Source organism: Halorubrum trueperi, from assembly GCF_042662525.1.
GTDB lineage: Archaea > Halobacteriota > Halobacteria > Halobacteriales > Haloferacaceae > Halorubrum > Halorubrum trueperi.
The window spans coordinates 60,560-77,989 of the sequence record NZ_JBHSXI010000026.1; the positions used below are offsets into that span (position 1 = coordinate 60,560).

A 17,430-nucleotide genomic window follows, 5' to 3' on the forward strand; every position below is an offset into this window, starting at 1 on the left:
CGACGCCCGGTGACGATGACTCCTGGCCGACCGATCATCGTGATGTCCTGCGACTCGTCCTCGACGAGATTGAAGACCGGATCGCAGTACTGTGGAACGAATAAGCGACTGCCCCCGCAGTGGCGTTTATCGCGCCGACCAAGGGTGACGGCGCTCAGCGCGATGGGCACCACCAGGAGAGTCGTCGTGGTGTCCAGCCTGGAGTCAGCTGAGTGCAGTCACAGGTGAATCCATGTCTACGTTTAGTAACTCCGAGACAGCGAGTGCATCGCCGTCAGCAAACCACACGAGCCCACCCCGAGAGACCGAGGACACAGAGCCACAGAGATCCTGGCCAGACGATACGAGCAGCGAGGATGGAACACCAACGCTCAGGATGGACCAATGTCCGGAGTGTGGGAACCGTCGCTTCGTCTCAAAACTCCTCGTGTACGAGATCACAGGCTACGACGAGGGCGGCGAGCAAGAGTTCCGCCGCCAGCACGTCCGGGCAGAGTTCGAATACACCTGCAGCGAGTGCCAGACGACACTCCGGACGCTTCCCGCAGATCGCCGCGATTACTACGACGAAGTCGCGGTCCTCGAAACAGAACGGCGGGCAGCCCTCCGTGATCAACTCCGCCAGCTGGGGCAGCGGTGCTGGCGGCGTCTCGCAGCGCGAACGACGTGGCTGGCACTCGGACTCGTAATACTCGTGACCGGCCTCGTGATCGCACTCTAACAGTCCGAAAGAAGAGAGCCTCCCCGCTATCGACTCTTGCAATCCGCCGAAATACGCAGTGTGCCATCGACGGTGGAGAGCTAGCCCATCAGCAGCAGGAGAGGAACGGGTTCGGCGTACGTGCCCGGCAAGAGCAGGGCGCAAACGGCCGGGCGAGCTGGCCGCACGTGATCGTCGTTCGCGCCCGCAAAGGGGCGAGGCGCGCTCGAAGCGCGTCCAGTGAGAGCTTCCATGACTGGACCTGATATCCTCGACGATACGACAGACGACTACGAACGACTCGAAACCGAACTCGTTGCCCAGGACCGGGATGGGGCCCGGGTCTCGACGGCGGACGTCGACGAACGGAGTGCCCGCCGTCTCGTGGGTGATCTCATTGAAGACGATGTGGTGACGCCGGTCCCCGACCAGCGGGTCCTCGTTCACGGGCCGAGTGGCGAGGCCTTCGACTCGATCACCCAGCTCGCCGTGTTCCATCGCGGATGGAGAGCCGCCAGAGACGCGGAGGACAACTGATGCAACAGACGCTTTCCGGGTGTGCGTTCTGCGAGACGCTGCCAGGGTCAGAAATGGGCGAGGCGCATACGTGGGGGCAGGACGAACGGGTCACCCACCCAATCTGTGTCGACTGTGCCATCCAAGAACGGCCGGATCCCGAGGAGCACGATCACCACGCCTGCGACGGGTGTGGGCTCGTCGTTGACACGCTCGCAGCGCTCACCCGGTTCCGTGTGGAACTGGGGCACCTCGAAGGTCCGTTGCAACTGTGCGAGCACTGTAGTCCAGGGGGGCTCGCAACGTACTGGACGCGTGATCTCGAGGAGCATCTCGTAGCCGAGTGACGCTCGACCGAGTGACGCTCACATCGTACACACGAAAACGGCTAAGTGCGTTGGCTCACAATGTACACATTATGAGCACCGATAAGAAGCGCGTGCAGTTTCGGGCCCCCGATCGGCTCATCGACCGGGCCGACGCACTGGCCGCAGTCCTCGGGGAAGACCGAACAGACGTCCTCGTGACCGCGCTTCGAGAGTACCTCCAAGACGCCGCTCACGACGACGCACTCACCCAAGAGATCGCCGCCGCCTATTACGACGACGAGATCACCTTCGAGCAACTCAAGGCACTCGTCGGCGCCGAGGAGGCGGCAAACCTCCGAGTGTTGAAACAGCAGTTGGACGAGGACTTCATCGACGAGGTCGCCGACGCATAGATGTCGCGGCTTATCGCAGACGCCTCCGCCCTCGTGAGTCTCGGGATCGTTACTGACGACGACCCCGATCCACTCGCACTCTGTCTCTCCCGGTACGAGGTCGTCGTCCCAACGGCGGTCATCGATGAACTCCAAGAGATTGCATCCTACGATGACGTCCATGGACACGCCGCGTCCGCCGTACTCGACCAAGCAGAGTCATTCACGACACAGTCAGTCGATCTCGACGCCGAGTTTCCGCTCGATGACGGTGAGAACGCGGCGGTCACGCTCGCGAACGATCTCGATGCTGCGCTCTTCCTCTGTGACGAGTTCAACCAACTTGGCTTGATCCACGCCTCACTCGCTGATACCCGACTCGTCACGACACCGACACTGCTCTCGGTTCTCGTTCGAACTGAACACCTATCGGCTGCCGATGCGCGGCTGCTCCTCGATGCGATCAGTGACGCCCGTAGCTGGGGCGCGAACAGTTACGTGCAGCGAGCTCGCTCGTTGCTCGAGGAGCCCTGACACCGTGGAGGATACTTCGAAGTGATTTGGAATGCCCGATAACGACGCTCTCTACGACGTTTGTGAACGAACGAAGAATCCCGAGCACGCATCAGTTGACGATGTAGTCGAACTCGTGCTCGAACGCGCACAGCATCCCCGGACGGAGCACCGGGACGCGCATCTCGACGAGATGATGGCTACTGTCGTCGACAGGTACGGCACCGATCCCATCCGCACCGTTATCCATCGCATCCTCGTCGACCACTACCCCTTTCGGACTGCCACGCATGACCTCGAGATGCGTAACGTCGACGGTGTTCGTATCGGGACAGCAGCCGGCCAGTTCCTTACAGAATTGAACGCGCAGCACGACGATTGAAATACAGTTTCTGAAAGCCCTCGGCCGCTCGGCATCCCGCGACCACCGCTGCGCTCCTCGTGCCTGTGGTGCTTGCGGGGTCGGGGGACGACCGAGACGGCCTCGCCCTTTCTGAGTCCGCCAGGACGGTAGCTGGATCGCCGAGTGTCGCGGCCAGCTGGACAGGTGTGTACGTGACGGCCCGCCCCGCTCGCCGCTGCCGCCCTCCGCGTCGCTCGCGACCGACCATTCCGGGCGTGCGGGCGCTCTCCGCACCGCCCGCGCCCGTTCCGGGCTAAAATGCATGTGCCCTCGGCGCCAGCGGGTATCCCCGTCGGTTGCGCCCCTTGCGGGCTTTCGCGTTCCAGCGCTTGGTGCCGCCTGCGCTGTCGCGCGCCACACCGCGGCGCGCGTTCTCGGCGACAGTCGCTCTGGACACGAACCCGCACATCGGGCCGGACACGAGCGGGCATATCCCGCTGGCCGCTCGCTCCGGGCGGGTCGGCGCGCGGTGCTGGATGGTCGTCCGCCTCGGGCGCGCTCTCGCTCGCGCCCACAGGGCGCTCGCGAAGGCGCGAGCGAGAGCGCGCAGATGGTTCTGTCGGTCGTTGTCTCGAGGAATCCGCGATGTTGGAGCATCGCGGTGTCGGGCGCGTGAGCGCCTTCAGGAACCAGTGAGTTCCAATGTCAAGTAAGAACGTCTCCAGTGAAGTAGTTTCGGTCGATGAACAGGCTTTCGAGAAACACGATGAAGCCGAGGTCGACGAGGACGGATTCGAAGTCGTCGACGAGACCCCGGAGTTCCGGGCGACGGTCGACATGGAAGTGCAGGCGAAAGTCGATTCCAACCACCCAGATGCGCGGGTCGAGGAAGGCCCGGATCACATGTTCGGGAAGACTCTCGAACAGGAGGAGCGCATCGAGGCCCGGGAGGCCGAGCTGGAGCACATCAGTGCCCAGGCGGAACTCAGTCAGCAGGACGGTCGCGAGCAGCGCACGCGGGAGGTCGTCAGCGAGCAGTGTGGCCGTGACGAGCCGGCGCCGGCGGAGCGCACGGATCCCCGAGAGAAGCTGACGCAAGAGGAACTCGCGGCGGTGAACAAGCAGGCGATGCGGATCAGCGACGAAGTGCAGGGCGGCTGGTCGAGAGCAGTCGTCGCGAAGCAGCTGGCCGAGAAGGTGCAGCGCGGCCAGGACGTGACGAAGGCGGTGCTGGAAACCCTCGAAGAACTGAAGGCGGCGCCGGGGGCGATCGTGCCCATCGCGGACGTGCCGGACGTCCCGGTCGGTGAGGTGACGGTCGAAGGCACAGTGAGCGAACTCTGGGATCCCAGTTCCCCAGCAATCGCCCAAGTCGGACTCATCGAAGACGAAACCGGGCGTACGAAATTCACGATCTGGGAGAAGAGCAAGAAGACGGTGGTTCGAGAAGGGCAGACAGTCAGGTTCAGAGCGGTCAAGAAAAACTGGTACCAGGGACGGTGCAGTCTCGCCATCACGGGCTGGAGTCGGATTGAATTCCCAGAGCGCGGCCGCTGGTGGGAAGAGTAGGCGAGCGTAGCGCCGTTCTTTTTTTGGTGTGTGCCGGACCGACCCGGACCCCACCGCCCCACCCTCCGCTCCGTGCTCGCTTCGCTGCGCGCGCAGCCACGACCTTGATCATAAATGGATGGTTCATCGCCAATCCCCCGTCGATTGTCTTTCAGTCGAATTTGGAGTGAATGGCAGTGTTATCTACTGCACGTGCAGTAGACACAGTGGTGCGGTCGGGCGTAGGTCTTTGTAGGTTAACCCGTATCAACATAGTAATGACAGATAGAGGGTACTTCAACCGGACAGAGTTCGGAAGTGACGGTGAGTGGCAGTCACCGGAAGAAGCAATTCGTGACCGCCACAACCCGGAAATCGCGTATCACCACATCGTGAAACTCGCTGGTTCAATCGACGCCGGACTGGACAATATCCCGGATGAGAAAAAAGCCGAAGCAATCACGTATGCGACGGTTGACCTATTCCGCGCGACCGTACAGTACGTCGAAGAGTTCGGGACGTATATGTACTCAGAAATCAAATCCGACGAGAACTTCATAGAACTCTTGATTCGAACCAGCGCCGGGAATTTAGAACCGTTCTTCGAAAATTGCCGGGCCGGGGAACTTGACGCATACCTCGCTGGGGAAGGCCACGGAGATACAGCTGCATTCATCGATGAGGTGTTCGGGTATGAACCGATCCAGTCCGGTGACGTGACACTCCACGCAGAGTCCAAGAATGTGGAGACTCTAGACGATGAAACCCTTAACACGTTAATTCAGAATTCAGAAGCGTTCATCGAATCTGAACTTCAAGCGATAGCGACGTACTATTTGAACGTCCGGGAAGCGTATAACGCTGTGAAGCACGGGAACCGCGTCATGGTGAATGACACGTCCGTCTTCGCAATGCAGCCCGAGCACGGCAGCGACACGTCCACGTTCGACACAGCCAGTCTGAGGTCTGCCACTGGCAGTGACGATGGAAATAATGAGGGCAATGCCGAGTGTGGTAGTGCCAGTACGGTCGACACGGATCCAACGAGTAATTCAGAACATGACGGGGACGCTGACGGTGAGAGGGAAGATCCCGGAGAGAATGATTCGGCGATTGCGCCAGTAAACGTCTCCGTTGACGACCCGTACATCTCATTTCTCTGCAAAACCACCGGCGATGAAGGCGGTGACCCGTACATCCTCACCGTCCCAGCATCATTTCTAGAACGCTGGTCACTCGATATTGCCGATCGTGTCCACCGACTCTACCAGCACGTGTACGAATCAACAACTAGCAGCACTGGTGAAGGAACACCACCCGAGTTTTACAAGCATCCGGACGAGCAACGATCAAACGACGACGAGTACTACTTAATCCAGAACCCGGACAGTACCGTCATTATTCCGAGCGACGCGGTCCCAGACACGATCCGAGAGTTCGAATTAGAAGACGGAGCGACCGTCGAACTCGTGTGCTCAGTTTCCCACTCCAGTGGCACCGTAAAATTCGATTTCGCTCTCGCTGCAGAACCAACCGAGGATCACCCGATCCGTGTCACCGGGGAATTGGAAACAATCGACCGCGTATTCCGTGAGCTCGGGACCGGTCACTTCCACTTCAGCGTTGAACCGGAACTTCTGAGCGTCGGGCAGTACCTTGACTTACTCGAAATCCGCGAATCTGACGGGTTCACAGAAATCGAAGTTGATCCACCGGGGCCGGACAACGTGGAAACCGGAACAGTCGACACGCCGTTCGAAGGGATCCAAGTCCCTGAACCGACTGACCGAGAGTTCATCGAATACATTCATAGAATCGAAAAAGCCACGCAGACTCGTATCCCATTCCCCCCGTTGTACACAGACGAGCATTACCACCTCTACGAAGAGTACCAAGACGTGAATTTGGACAGGAACACAGCCGAGGAATTCTTAGCCGAATTACACGGTATCGGTGAAGAAACCGGGCACATGCAAGTTGTCGTGAGAAACTGGGCAGCACCGTTACAAAACATCAGAGGAAACGCTAACCGAGACCCGGAGCAAGAAGAACGGTTACTGCTCTCCGGAGCACGCCTCGAACTTGATGTGGACGGAGTCGAACAACGGCGAGGTGATGACGGTGAAACGTGGGAGTTCGCACCAGCCCCCTCCACGTTTACCGTGGATGAAGCAATCGAAGCAATCGAATCCGACGGGATTGACGGTGTTACCGAACTCCGCGATCCGGAATTAGATTCGAGTGAGGCTTCGTCGTGGATCGGTGTGAAAATTCAGTTCGGAGAACGAGAGCCGTGGGGGGCGTTCGACGGGATTAACGTCGGGTTCTTTACCGAACCACAGAACGGGTAACACTGCCAGTATGAGTCCGAAGACAGGTACGTTCTTCCAAGAGTGGTGACGCGTATATTTACAGCGATACAGGCCTCAGATCCGGTAGATACGTTGGATGTTCACCGACGCAATCGACGAGCGAACGATTGACATCGCCGAGCACGACTATTTCGACACGGTGCGCGTTGTCCTCACGGAAGACGGGCGTATAACCGGTGCAGTCACGGACACAGCCGGGGGAGAGCGTGGGATGGAGTTGTTCCTACAGCACCGAGCAGACGGGACAGACTTGGAAATGCATGATGCAACCGGAACCGACCAACAGACCGGTGGCCGAATCGAAATCACGGATGGGTTCATCACACCAAATATCCCCGACCAGCACCACGAGCAGGATGATGAGATAGGATTCCGAGCCGGGACTGTTACGACGACGACCGCACCGGACGACGAAGCGATCGTTGGAAGTTCCGTGACAATCCGGTTCGATATGCTAAATTTCGATCCGCCGAGTGCATATTTGCCGCGTAGTAACGACACTCCGCTACTCGAACGTGATAGGTTCGAAGTATACGGAGCTGAACTCCCGGATACTGAAGACCGGATCGGGAAAATTAAAGAATGGCATCGACAGCTCCGCACTGGGACGTTGACGATCACGCAGGAAGTCAACGGTTCGCCAGTACACCAAGTCAATCACGCGGCCTGTACAATCGAACCGATTGCGTGGTTACTCGGATTCACGCAAGGTACCATGCCAGCCCCAATCCGAGCAACTATTACAGCTATCGACGGCGAGGAACCAGCATGGCAATTCGAGAAATGGTTCTCAACGTGGCGGGCTGACATGGGCTCGGCATTCACTGGGCGGAATATTGTACGGGCGAACGATCCGTTCGTGTTCCTCGACCACGGATATGACCGGTTCGTAGGCCGCGTAGAAGAGTACAAGTACCGTGAGTGCCTGTCGTGGTACTTCGATGCGTTACTCCAGGAACGGACAGTAAATGCGAAGACCGCATCAATCGCGTCTGCTATCGAAACGCTCGCCCGGCGGTACGCTGCCTTCGACGAAGATGTTGAGGGTGACACTGATGCGGTGATTGCGAATCTAGCAGACGAGCTCGGTGTCCCGGTGGATGACCTCGCATCATTCTCAACCGGATTCGATGAGTCAACGGAGTGGAATAACGCGTATTTTTACGTCGGAACACGGAACGCTGTTGTGCATAATGACCGCGTGAACGTCCCGTTCGACGACCTGTTCACTGATTTCGAGGCAGCGCTCACGATGTTTCGGCGCCTCATTTTCCACGAATTCACACCGCCAGGTGAACGTGACCGTTACACTGAGTTGAACAACCTCGAACCGCGTGATAATAGGTTCGAGTAACAGTCTCAACTAGGATATTCGGAGCTAGTAGACGTGGGGGGTGTCACAGCACCTGAGGAATCGAATGGCTAAATGGCTATTTTTTGGATGATCTCGGATTCACCCTGAGTCGTTCTATACTGTCCAAAAAATGTCGTATATAGTACGTGCAATTGATTGTAGAGAGACAAGGCGGTGCGATTCAATCAGCTCAACTCTCGGCGTAGATCCTTCGGCCTTGTGAGAGTCTATTATCCCCTCAATGGGTGAGGGGCTCGCTGTACTGGCGAGTATCCTGAACACGGTGAGAACGATGGCAATCAGAGACATCTACGAAACTGACTTCGACGAGGACGTCCAGACGGAGTCGAACCCTAACCAATGTCCCGAGTGCGACGGCCGGGTCACCACCAACACAGTCGAAACCGTCTGCGAGGACTGTGGCCTTGTCATCGACGAGCAGCGGATCGACCACGGGCCAGAGTGGCGGGCGTTCGACGACGAACGGGAGCGCACGGGCGCTCCGTTGACGGCGGCACGACACGATCGAGGGTTGTCGACGGAGATCGGCCGCGGGACCGATGCGAACGGGAACAGCCTCTCCGAGCAGAAGCGACGCCGACTGTTCCGGATGCGGCGTGAACAGACCCGTGGGCGGTTTCAGTCGAAAGCTGAACGCAACCTCGCACACGGGCTTAGTGAAGTCCGCCGGATCAGTAGTGCGCTCGAACTATCCGAGACGATCCGTGACCAGGCCTGCCAGCTATTCCGCAGCGCTCAGAACGAGGATCTCCTGCAGGGCCGCTCAATCGAGGCGATGGCCGCCGCGAGTGTCTACGGAGCGTGTCGGTGCAACGGGCGGCCGCGAACGCTCGACGACATCACCGAGTCGGCGCGCGTCGAGCAATCGCGGGTGACGAACGCATACACGACGCTGAATACGGAACTCGGCCTGCCAGCCCAGCCCGTGACGCCGAGTGCGTTCGTTCCGCAGTTGGCCTCGGAGCTCGACGTCTCCGATCAGATCCGGCAGCGGGCTCGGCAGTTGGCGGAAGCATCCGAATCGACCGGAGCAACAACGGGGGTTCGGCCATCCGGATTCGCTGCAGCCTGTCTGTACAAGGCCGGACGCGAAGACGGAATGTGGCTCACCCAGTCAGACGTCGCTGACGTTGCGAACGTCTCGGTGGTCACCGTGCGGACCCACCGCGATGCGCTGGACGAACTGGCTGTCTAACGCCCACACTGCTGATTTTCGGTTGTATGTCTGTAGGCTGATTGATGTGAGAGCCATTATTTAAACCCGAAGACGAAGCATGATACGGCCAGATCACTCTATGACCGACCAGTACGCCGACTACGAAGCCCTCCGACCGCTCGGCGAAGCGACCCACGTTCCCGACGACCAACTCGCCAGTAGTAGTGGTGAGCTCCGGCGGCAACGCTCTGGTGGCGTCGACGCAGGCTATCCAGACGACCCGACAGCAGCTGCGACCGAGTGCGATTCCTGTGGAGCGTCGATCCCCGCTGGCCAGTCGAAGTGCCGGTTCTGTCTCACGAACCATCTCGAAGCAGCCGACGAGCAGGGCACGTCGAATGCCGAACGGACTCTCCTCCACGTCATCCAGCTGCTCGTTGAGGCGTCGACGTTCTACGGCGCCGTCGCGAAGGGATCTGCTGCGGCCACCCTCCTCGCGAGGGCAGATGATGACCCAGTAGTCGATGACTGCAAGCTAATCTATGATCTCGACGAAGAACCGGCCCCACAGCTTGTCGATCAGTGGCCCTCGCTCCCCTCGGCGACACGGGTCACGTCTGAATGTGGTAATCAGCTGCTCGCGGCTGCTCGTGAGCGGACGGCGTGGACAGAGACGACGCAGTCCTGTCACGACGGCGAGCACACGACGTTCCTCTACGAGGAAACCGGGAGTGGGGTTCACTCCGAAGATCGTCTTGCAAGCCTACGTGAGGACGCAGACGACGACCTCTGGCTGGTGCCGGCGATTGCGCTCCAGGAATCCGTTGGCAAGACCGATACCGAACAGCCACGACGCGAGCGCCCAAACAGAACTCACCTCGAGTGTCGGGAGTGTGATCGGGAGACTAAGCATCGATTTCGCGAATTCGAGGCTATCCCCGACGACGAGTGGACCGGGCAGCCCATGTGGGAGTGTCAGCGGTGCGGGACACCTCGCTATGGGCCCGAACCCGAAGCCGGTCAATAGAGACGGTGACAGTTTAACCAACTAATCCCGATATCGATTCGTCCTGTTGGTTAATTGGAGGCTAGTTCGAGATCACTCCCGGACCGCCCCGCTGACTGCCCGCCGGTGTTTTTTCGCGCCGTAAATTGGCGGAGGCGCACACATGGACCCACGAGACACCCCAGGCTATCGACTCCACCGCGCGCTTAGCAGCCTCTCCAGTATCGACGCCGACCAATTGGGGCCCGCTGATCGAGAGCGAATTAGCACCGCGACGACGCTCCTCGAGCAGGTGGATGTTCTCACCCAACCGAATACGACGAGGGACGGTGACGCTAAAGAAGAATCCTGACAGCACGACGCGTCGGCAACGCAGTATCCTGTGGCCGTCACAGCGTGAGCGGTTGTTCGCCCCCTTGAAGGGGTGCGGGGGCGCGAGACCGCTCCCGAGAACAACCCATGGCAACACTCCAAGCCGCAACGACATCGACCGGCGCGCTCGTATCGGATCCACAGGCAGTCCGCGAACTCTGTGAGAACCACTGCTTCGGGACGCTCAACTGGGAGGTGGACGACGACGGCGAACTGATCATCTGGGGCTACGACAGCTTCGACGTGTACGAGGCTCGTGAGAACGGGCTTCCTGACTACGACGGTGGCATCGTCACCCACGAGTTCCTCCGGTCGCTCGCAGAATATCTCGAACCGGACGAAGAATTCGACATCCAGACAGCCGGATTTACTAAGTGCCGCTTTCCCGTGCTGGCCAAACGGTACATCATCCGCGACGGTGAGGTCCTGTACGCGGACCTCAGTTTCCCCGACCCGATCGACGAGTAGCGTTGTTCGTCCCCCGGGAGGGGTGCGGGGCGATCCAGTCGTTGGTCGTCCTCCGAGGTGATTGTTCAATGGGCCACCGCGCACTCGTTGCGTACGAACGAACTGACGGACAGTACACGCTCCACTACTCTCATTGGGGTGCAGCGAATCTCAAGCTCAAGCACCGAATATCGGCTGAAACACCGTTCGGTGGCGACGACACCGACTCGAAGTGGGCGAAACAGCTGCTGGCGGAACTGGCCGATGGCCTCGAGGTAGATGCCGTCGATGGCTACCTCGCCGGTGAAGATCGCCCGTCGACGGTCGTCGAGCCGAAGCCCTGCGCCACCGGGCTTACCCTCGACGAGATCGTCGCGGACCATCTCGACTATCTCCACCACGAGGCGTTCTTCGTGGTGTCGACGACATTCGAGGTAGCCGCCTACCGGACACTATGGTTCGGCCTCCAGTACGACTCGGAGACAGTCGAACAGGGAGAGACGGTCGGGAACGGCGCGCTCGCGACGGTGCGCTGGTACGACGGCGAGCCGGTCGGCGACGGCCACCTGCAGGGACAGTTCGCGGCCCTCAAAGACGTCGTCGGCGATATGCTCGACAAGGGTGTGTTCACCCAGTCGACCGCTCGCCAGTACCTCACACAGAAGCTCGGCGAGTGGGTCGGCGAGCGCCAGGAACTGCGCATCCCTGGTGGTGAATCACCGTCGAAAACTGCGTCAGTCGACCGATTATAACGCCAATCCCTTTCTGAGTCCCCACGAACGTCTGGATATGTCAGATCGGGCTGATGACGAGGTGCGAGTATGGCTCGTCGAACGTACCTACTCCGATGATGAACAGAACCTAATCATCCTCACCTACGCGACACCCGACGGCAAACAGTATTATCGGAAAGAGCGGGCACTCACGTCCTTCACCGATATTCGAGATACGACAGCGGCAGTCGATGCGGGGCCCGGCAATCTCGGCACGGTTGATGACCCCGATCTCCAGGACCAATACGCGGCCGAAGCGCAGCGAATGCAGGAGGTCCACGACCCGAACGACGTGATCTGATGCTCACCAGTAGACGTAGTCCCGTGCCATTGGTTATGTCGGAGGAGGCCGTAGACGGGGTATGCGCGAACTCGTCTTCGCCCTCGAATACGAGCCGGGGTGCAATAGGGTGGCGGATGCCCTTGCCGACTACCCCGACGCCCGTGTCCGCTCGCTTTCGTTGCACGCGACTGCCGACCAACTTTGGCGAGTCGACCATGCCACCGGCACTCCGGACGCACTCGACGCCATCGAGGACGCGTTTCGAAACAGCGACTACTACGCCGACTGTCTCGCCACCGAGGACTGCGGCGCCACCCAGACCACCCGCGTCCTTGACCGCACGGACGACACGCTCGTCCTCTACTCCGACTGGGAGCGAACCCCCACCTGCGCCTCGGTTCCCCACATCGCCCGCGACCATCTCGGGGACGGCGTGCTGTTCGAGACCCGTCATGAGGGCCGCCACTACACGTGGCGACTCATCCACTCGGGCGACGGCGACGTGGCGGCATTCTTCGACTCCCTCGAGGTTGCCGTCGAAGAATGCGCTCAGATGGAGATGCTCCGCACCGCGGACACGACGACAGCAGCTGGAGGAAGCGACGAAACACCGAGCGGATTACCCCCGGCGCAGGAAGCCGCCCTCCAAGCCGCCGTCGAACACGGCTACTACGAGTCGCCCCGCGAGGTCGATGTCGGCGAGTTGGCCGAGCATCTCGACGTGCCTCGGTCAACACTTACCTACCGGCTCCGTCGGGCGGAAGAACATTTGGCGAAGCAACACGTCGCCGGCGAGCGGGTAGCGGAAGAACGGCTGGCATCGCACTGACACCGCGGTTGGAATATTCCAACAAAGACATATCGAACTCCCGCTCCTACCGTGAGGTGATGACAGAGAATTCCGATGTGGATACAGCGGGACCACCGAACGGCGGCGGGCAGCGGGAGTTGACTGCCCGTCTCACGGTCCCCGAGATGGACTGTCCGTCGTGTGCGCAAAAAGTCGACAAGAGCCTCCAGCGCGTCGACGGCGTCGTTGAGGCCACGCTCCAGCCGACCACCGGGACAGCTACCATCAAGTACGATCCGGACCGGACTACCAAAGCCGACGTCGTCGCGGCGATCGAAGCCGCCGGCTATGACGTGATCGGCGGAGCAGACGACGAAACCGACGAGTCTGCCGACGGCGTCGATATCGCGCCACCTTCGGAGGTCTGGACGAGTTCTCGCGCGAAGAAGACGTGGCTCGGCGCAGCGTTCGTCATCCTTGGTCTAGTCTTCGAGTTCCTTCTCACCGGCCAGAACGTCGCGATAGCGAGCATCCTCGACTACCCGCTACACATCGCAGATGTCCTGTTCCTCGGTGCCGTCGCGGCCAGTGGCATCCCGGTCGTCCGCAGCGGGTACTACTCCGCGAAGAACCGAAGCCTCGACATCGACCTCCTGATGGGGACAGCGATCATCGCCGCAACCGGCATCGGCTACTTCGTCGAGGCCGCGACGCTGGCCGTCCTGTTCAGCATCGCCGAACTGCTCGAGGACTATGCGATGGACAGGGCACGGGATTCTCTGCGCGAGCTGATGGAACTCTCGCCCGACGAGGCGACCGTCCGTCGCGATGGTGAGGAAGTGACCGTTTCCGTCGAGGAGGTCGACGTTGGCGAGACCGTCGTCGTCCGCCCTGGCGACAAGATTCCGCTCGACGGGACGGTCATCGAAGGCGAGAGTGCAGTCGACCAGTCGCCGATCACGGGCGAGAGCGTCCCCGTCGACAAGACCACCGGCGACGAGGTGTACGCCGGCGCGATCAACGAAGAGGGGTACCTCGAGGTAGAGGTCACCTCGACCGCTGGCGATTCGACGCTCTCGCGTATTATCGAAATGGTACAGGGCGCACAGGCGAAGAAGACCGAGTCTGAGCAGTTCGTCGACAGCTTCTCCGGCTACTACACACCCCTCGTCGTCGTGCTGGCAATCCTGACCGCCGCTATCCCGCCGCTGGTTATCGCTGATCCGGTGGCGGTGGACCTAGCCGGTTACGGGTTCACCTTCGCGGGCGACTGGCAGACGTGGTTCATCCGTGGGCTCACGCTGCTGGTGATCGCCTGCCCGTGTGCGTTCGTCATCTCCACACCCGTCTCGGTGGTGTCGGGCATCACGAGCGCCGCGAAGAACGGCGTCCTGATCAAGGGCGGAAATTACCTGGAAGCGATGGGCGAGGTCGACGCCGTCGCCGTCGACAAGACCGGGACGCTCACCAAGGGCGAACTCGCCGTCACCGACGTCGTTCCGGTGGGTGACACTACGGAGGACGATCTGCTCCGTCGCGCCGCTGGGCTGGAGCAGCGCAGTGAGCATCCCATTGCTACGGCGATTCTCGCCCGTGCTGAGGAGGCGGGCGTGGGCAACCTGCCCGACCCGACGGGTTTCGAGAGCCTCACTGGGAAGGGCATCCGCGGCGAGATCGGCGGCGAGACGTACTATGCGGGCAAGCCCGCGCTCTTCGAGGAACTGGGCTTCGACCTCGCTCGGGCACGCCGCGAGACGGACGGCGGCGTTATGACGGAAGAGGCGACCGAGGGCGAGAACGGGGCGTTCGCCGAGGATGCCCTCTCCGCGCTGGAGCGGGAGGGCAAGACTGTCGTTATCGTCGGGACGGAGTCGAAACTGCTGGGTGCGATCGCCATCGCCGACGAGGTTCGCCCGGCCTCGAAGCGGGCCGTCGAACGCCTGCACGAGCTGGGCGTCGAGCGCGTGGTGATGCTCACCGGCGACAACGAGGGCACCGCCCGCGCAATCGCCGAGCAGGTCGGGGTCGACGAGTATCGCGCAGAACTCCTGCCCGACGAGAAGGTCGACGCTGTCGAGGAGTTACAGGCAGAGTACGGTGATGTCGCGATGGTCGGTGACGGCATCAACGACGCGCCCGCGCTCGCCACCGCGGAGGTCGGCATCGCGATGGGCGCGGCCGGCACCGACACCGCTCTCGAGACGGCCGATATTGCGTTGATGGGCGACGACGTCGGGAAACTCCCGTACCTGTACGACCTGTCGCATACGGCCAACGGGGTGATCCGGCAGAACATCTGGGCGAGTCTCGGCGTGAAGTTCCTGCTCGCGCTGGGCGTGCCACTGGGGCTGGTCAGCGTTGCGTTGGCGGTCGTTGTCGGTGATATGGGGATGAGCCTCGGTGTCACCGGGAACGCGATGCGGTTGTCGCGAATCGAGCCCGATCGGTTCTCCGACACCTGACTCTGCGGCGGGAAGTGCGGGCAGGACGCTCCTCTTTCGCGACTTTCCTGCGCTCTATCGAGACAATTTGCAGTTTGTCTGGGGCAGTAGAGACTGAGCCCCACCGCAGGCTCTGATTTGATGCCCGAGAATCCAGACGACGATCCACTCCACGATTGCGAGTTAAGTCCCGACGCAGTCCTCGGGACGCGCACCTTCCACGATGTCCTGTTCACTGACGATACCGAGACGCCGGTAAACGTGCTCACCGGCGAGACACCCGCACATTCGCAGGCGACCGTCGAGGAAGCGAAGGCGTTCGCTACGAGTATCGATACGGACACACCACAAATCGCGCTCCCGGCCTCTGTCGAGACGCAGATCGAAACCCAGAGCCAACCCTACACGGCGGCCGCGTTCTTCCACTTCAAGGCGACCGGGTCGCTCGAACTGCACCGTGCCTACCACGCCGCCTACGACTCCGACGCGTTCAGCACCGACTTCGAGGCCGACTACGAGTCGGGCGACCTGACGATCACCGTCGAGCAGACTGCCGATTCCTGAACGCGGTCTCCCGAAGCGAGGTTTTTCGAGCGCCGGCGATGGGTGCCGGCGCACCGAGCAGACAGCGCCGAGCGGCGCCCGGTGAGTCGGCACTCCGAGGTGAACCAGATGCATATGGTCATCTACGCGCTGGTGGAAGCACCGACACAGCACGACGCCCTGGTCGAGGGGAAAGCAGTCTTCGACCGTCTCGTCGGCGCGAATCCCCACGGCTGCGCCGTGTTTGATTACTACGTCACGTTCGATGAAGACGACACGACGGTCGCCGGGAAGGCCCGCTGGGGTGACCTGCCGACGGCGGCCCCCATCAACTCAGAGGAGGGCGGTGAACTGCTCGACCGGGCTTGGAAGGCCACGAAAGAGGAGTTTCAGCGGAATCTCGACCGCGTGAAGGAGGCGCTCGACGAGCTCAGCGACGAGGCGATCATGCGCGACGAGGACCTCGCCCGCCACGCGTTCCACCAGGTCGGCGCGTACGAAGGGCCCTCAATCCCGATGTACGACCAGCACGCCCAGGGGATTCGGCATCGAGGCCAGCTCGACCGAGTCCTCGAGGAAGACGAGGACAGCCAGACGCTCTGGATCGTCCCCGCAGACGTTCATTTCTGACCAACGATGCCACGAATCACCAACTGGTCACGAGAGAGTCGCTCACCAACACTCGCGTATCGAAACACCGAGACTGGAGCGCGAGCTGTTCTACACCGGGCGCCGGATTCATACCGGTACAAGTGGCGCGGAGCGATCCTCGTCGACGGCTACCCGATCTGGTCGCGAGGCTTCGAGACGAAGGAGGCGACAACGTTCCGGGATGCGCTTCGGGAGCGGCCAGCGCCCGAACTGAACTGTCCGGAGTGTCCAAACGACGACGTCCTCGTCGGTGAGAAGACAGCTGATGGAGCGACGGTACAGCGCTGGTACGACTGTCCGGACTGTGGGTACGAAGCCCCCTCGCGCATCGTCTACGGCCCTGAACGCTGAGGACGTACACACGCAGGGTGTTTTTCGGCCGGGGCGGAGAGAGTGACCCGGTCGAACCGGGTCGGTCCAACAATGAGTCTCGAAGTACTCGACCGACACAGCGAGGCACTGTTCGAGTTCCTCTGGTGTCCCGTCTGCGGGCAGGAAGTGTTCACCCACATTCCCTTCGAGGGAGTGTTCTGCAAGAACTGTAACACGCAGGTCGTCCTCCAAGAGTCTCGAGAAGACCGTGGCTACGAGGAGGCTGTGCTCGCGTGCTTCGACACCGACTCAACGTGGAACCTTCACGTCGACGAGAAGCTCCGCCGCGACCTGCCTGACGGCTCGGCACGGGCAAAAATCCTCGGTGCACCGGGTGCCTATGAGATCGACTGGTGGAGTCCAGCACCTGGGGAGGATTGGGAGCCGGTCGAGCGTGGTGAATTCGACGACGTGGAGGAACCAGACGAGGTGTCACATCTCGCGTAGCGGATTGCAATCCCGCTACGACTGTGTGGTGTTGTTTCAGCGCCGGCGATGGGTGCCGGCGCACACGCGCCGGCGAGTACCG

The 17,430-nt window shown here is 61.0% G+C and carries 21 protein-coding genes and 1 pseudogene; all 22 read left to right on the forward strand.

Annotation, left to right across the window (positions count from 1 at the left end; all coding sequences use genetic code 11):
• Positions 1 to 104, forward strand: a pseudogene (locus tag ACFQEY_RS18835) (hypothetical protein); the annotation flags it as partial.
• Positions 105 to 376: 272 nt separating this feature from the next.
• On the forward strand, positions 377 to 721 hold the full coding sequence (locus ACFQEY_RS17890) for a hypothetical protein (RefSeq protein ID WP_006184783.1): 345 nt from the start codon (positions 377 to 379) through the stop codon (positions 719 to 721).
• A gap of 231 nt (positions 722 to 952) precedes the next feature.
• On the forward strand, positions 953 to 1,237 hold the full coding sequence (locus tag ACFQEY_RS17895; RefSeq protein ID WP_122106709.1) for a hypothetical protein: 285 nt from the start codon (positions 953 to 955) through the stop codon (positions 1,235 to 1,237).
• Complete coding sequence (locus ACFQEY_RS17900; protein WP_379771274.1) at positions 1,237 to 1,563, forward strand: DUF7558 family protein; 327 nt, start codon at positions 1,237 to 1,239, stop codon at positions 1,561 to 1,563. The genes ACFQEY_RS17895 and ACFQEY_RS17900 overlap by 1 nt, the downstream gene beginning before the upstream one ends.
• 71 nt (positions 1,564 to 1,634) lie before the next feature.
• A complete protein-coding gene (locus tag ACFQEY_RS17905) occupies positions 1,635 to 1,937 on the forward strand; it encodes a hypothetical protein (RefSeq protein ID WP_092893815.1) in 303 nt (100 codons plus the stop codon).
• Positions 1,938 to 2,450 carry a PIN domain-containing protein gene (locus ACFQEY_RS17910; RefSeq protein ID WP_233340857.1) on the forward strand — a complete coding sequence of 171 codons (513 nt, stop codon included), beginning with the start codon at positions 1,938 to 1,940 and terminating at the stop codon, positions 2,448 to 2,450.
• A gap of 31 nt (positions 2,451 to 2,481) precedes the next feature.
• Complete coding sequence (locus tag ACFQEY_RS17915; protein ID WP_233340858.1) at positions 2,482 to 2,811, forward strand: hypothetical protein; 330 nt, start codon at positions 2,482 to 2,484, stop codon at positions 2,809 to 2,811.
• Between the two features lie 663 nt (positions 2,812 to 3,474).
• A complete protein-coding gene (locus tag ACFQEY_RS17920) occupies positions 3,475 to 4,341 on the forward strand; it encodes a DNA-binding protein (protein ID WP_379771276.1) in 867 nt (288 codons plus the stop codon).
• A gap of 257 nt (positions 4,342 to 4,598) precedes the next feature.
• Complete coding sequence (locus ACFQEY_RS17925) at positions 4,599 to 6,671, forward strand: hypothetical protein (RefSeq protein ID WP_379771279.1); 2,073 nt, start codon at positions 4,599 to 4,601, stop codon at positions 6,669 to 6,671.
• A 97-nt stretch (positions 6,672 to 6,768) separates the two neighbouring features.
• Positions 6,769 to 8,046, forward strand: coding sequence for a hypothetical protein (locus ACFQEY_RS17930; protein WP_379771281.1), 1,278 nt, complete (start codon positions 6,769 to 6,771; stop codon positions 8,044 to 8,046).
• A gap of 292 nt (positions 8,047 to 8,338) precedes the next feature.
• Positions 8,339 to 9,262: a transcription initiation factor IIB gene (locus ACFQEY_RS17935; protein WP_379771283.1), complete on the forward strand. Its 924-nt coding sequence runs from the start codon at positions 8,339 to 8,341 to the stop codon at positions 9,260 to 9,262.
• 100 nt (positions 9,263 to 9,362) lie between these two features.
• Complete coding sequence (locus ACFQEY_RS17940) at positions 9,363 to 10,250, forward strand: biosurfactant protein 1 (protein ID WP_210113834.1); 888 nt, start codon at positions 9,363 to 9,365, stop codon at positions 10,248 to 10,250.
• Positions 10,251 to 10,392: 142 nt separating this feature from the next.
• On the forward strand, positions 10,393 to 10,581 hold the full coding sequence (locus tag ACFQEY_RS17945) for a hypothetical protein (protein WP_233340876.1): 189 nt from the start codon (positions 10,393 to 10,395) through the stop codon (positions 10,579 to 10,581).
• A gap of 107 nt (positions 10,582 to 10,688) precedes the next feature.
• Positions 10,689 to 11,069, forward strand: a complete 381-nt coding sequence (locus ACFQEY_RS17950) for a hypothetical protein (RefSeq protein ID WP_210113833.1) — start codon at positions 10,689 to 10,691, stop codon at positions 11,067 to 11,069.
• Positions 11,070 to 11,137: 68 nt separating this feature from the next.
• Complete coding sequence (locus ACFQEY_RS17955) at positions 11,138 to 11,800, forward strand: DUF6735 family protein (protein WP_210113832.1); 663 nt, start codon at positions 11,138 to 11,140, stop codon at positions 11,798 to 11,800.
• Positions 11,801 to 11,837: 37 nt separating this feature from the next.
• Positions 11,838 to 12,122 carry a DUF7967 family protein gene (locus tag ACFQEY_RS17960; protein ID WP_004594503.1) on the forward strand — a complete coding sequence of 95 codons (285 nt, stop codon included), beginning with the start codon at positions 11,838 to 11,840 and terminating at the stop codon, positions 12,120 to 12,122.
• Positions 12,123 to 12,183: 61 nt separating this feature from the next.
• A complete protein-coding gene (locus ACFQEY_RS17965) occupies positions 12,184 to 12,933 on the forward strand; it encodes a helix-turn-helix domain-containing protein (RefSeq protein ID WP_004594502.1) in 750 nt (249 codons plus the stop codon).
• 59 nt (positions 12,934 to 12,992) lie between these two features.
• On the forward strand, positions 12,993 to 15,356 hold the full coding sequence (locus ACFQEY_RS17970) for a heavy metal translocating P-type ATPase (protein ID WP_011222451.1): 2,364 nt from the start codon (positions 12,993 to 12,995) through the stop codon (positions 15,354 to 15,356).
• A gap of 120 nt (positions 15,357 to 15,476) precedes the next feature.
• The gene (locus tag ACFQEY_RS17975) at positions 15,477 to 15,899 is read left to right on the forward strand and encodes a hypothetical protein (RefSeq protein ID WP_011222452.1); all 423 of its coding nucleotides are present in this window, start codon (positions 15,477 to 15,479) and stop codon (positions 15,897 to 15,899) included.
• Between the two features lie 108 nt (positions 15,900 to 16,007).
• Complete coding sequence (locus ACFQEY_RS17980) at positions 16,008 to 16,508, forward strand: PX domain-containing protein (protein ID WP_011222453.1); 501 nt, start codon at positions 16,008 to 16,010, stop codon at positions 16,506 to 16,508.
• Positions 16,509 to 16,514: 6 nt separating this feature from the next.
• A complete protein-coding gene (locus ACFQEY_RS17985) occupies positions 16,515 to 16,880 on the forward strand; it encodes a DUF7568 family protein (protein WP_011222454.1) in 366 nt (121 codons plus the stop codon).
• Positions 16,881 to 16,952: 72 nt separating this feature from the next.
• Complete coding sequence (locus tag ACFQEY_RS17990; RefSeq protein WP_011222455.1) at positions 16,953 to 17,348, forward strand: DUF7567 family protein; 396 nt, start codon at positions 16,953 to 16,955, stop codon at positions 17,346 to 17,348.
• Positions 17,349 to 17,430 lie beyond the last annotated feature (82 nt).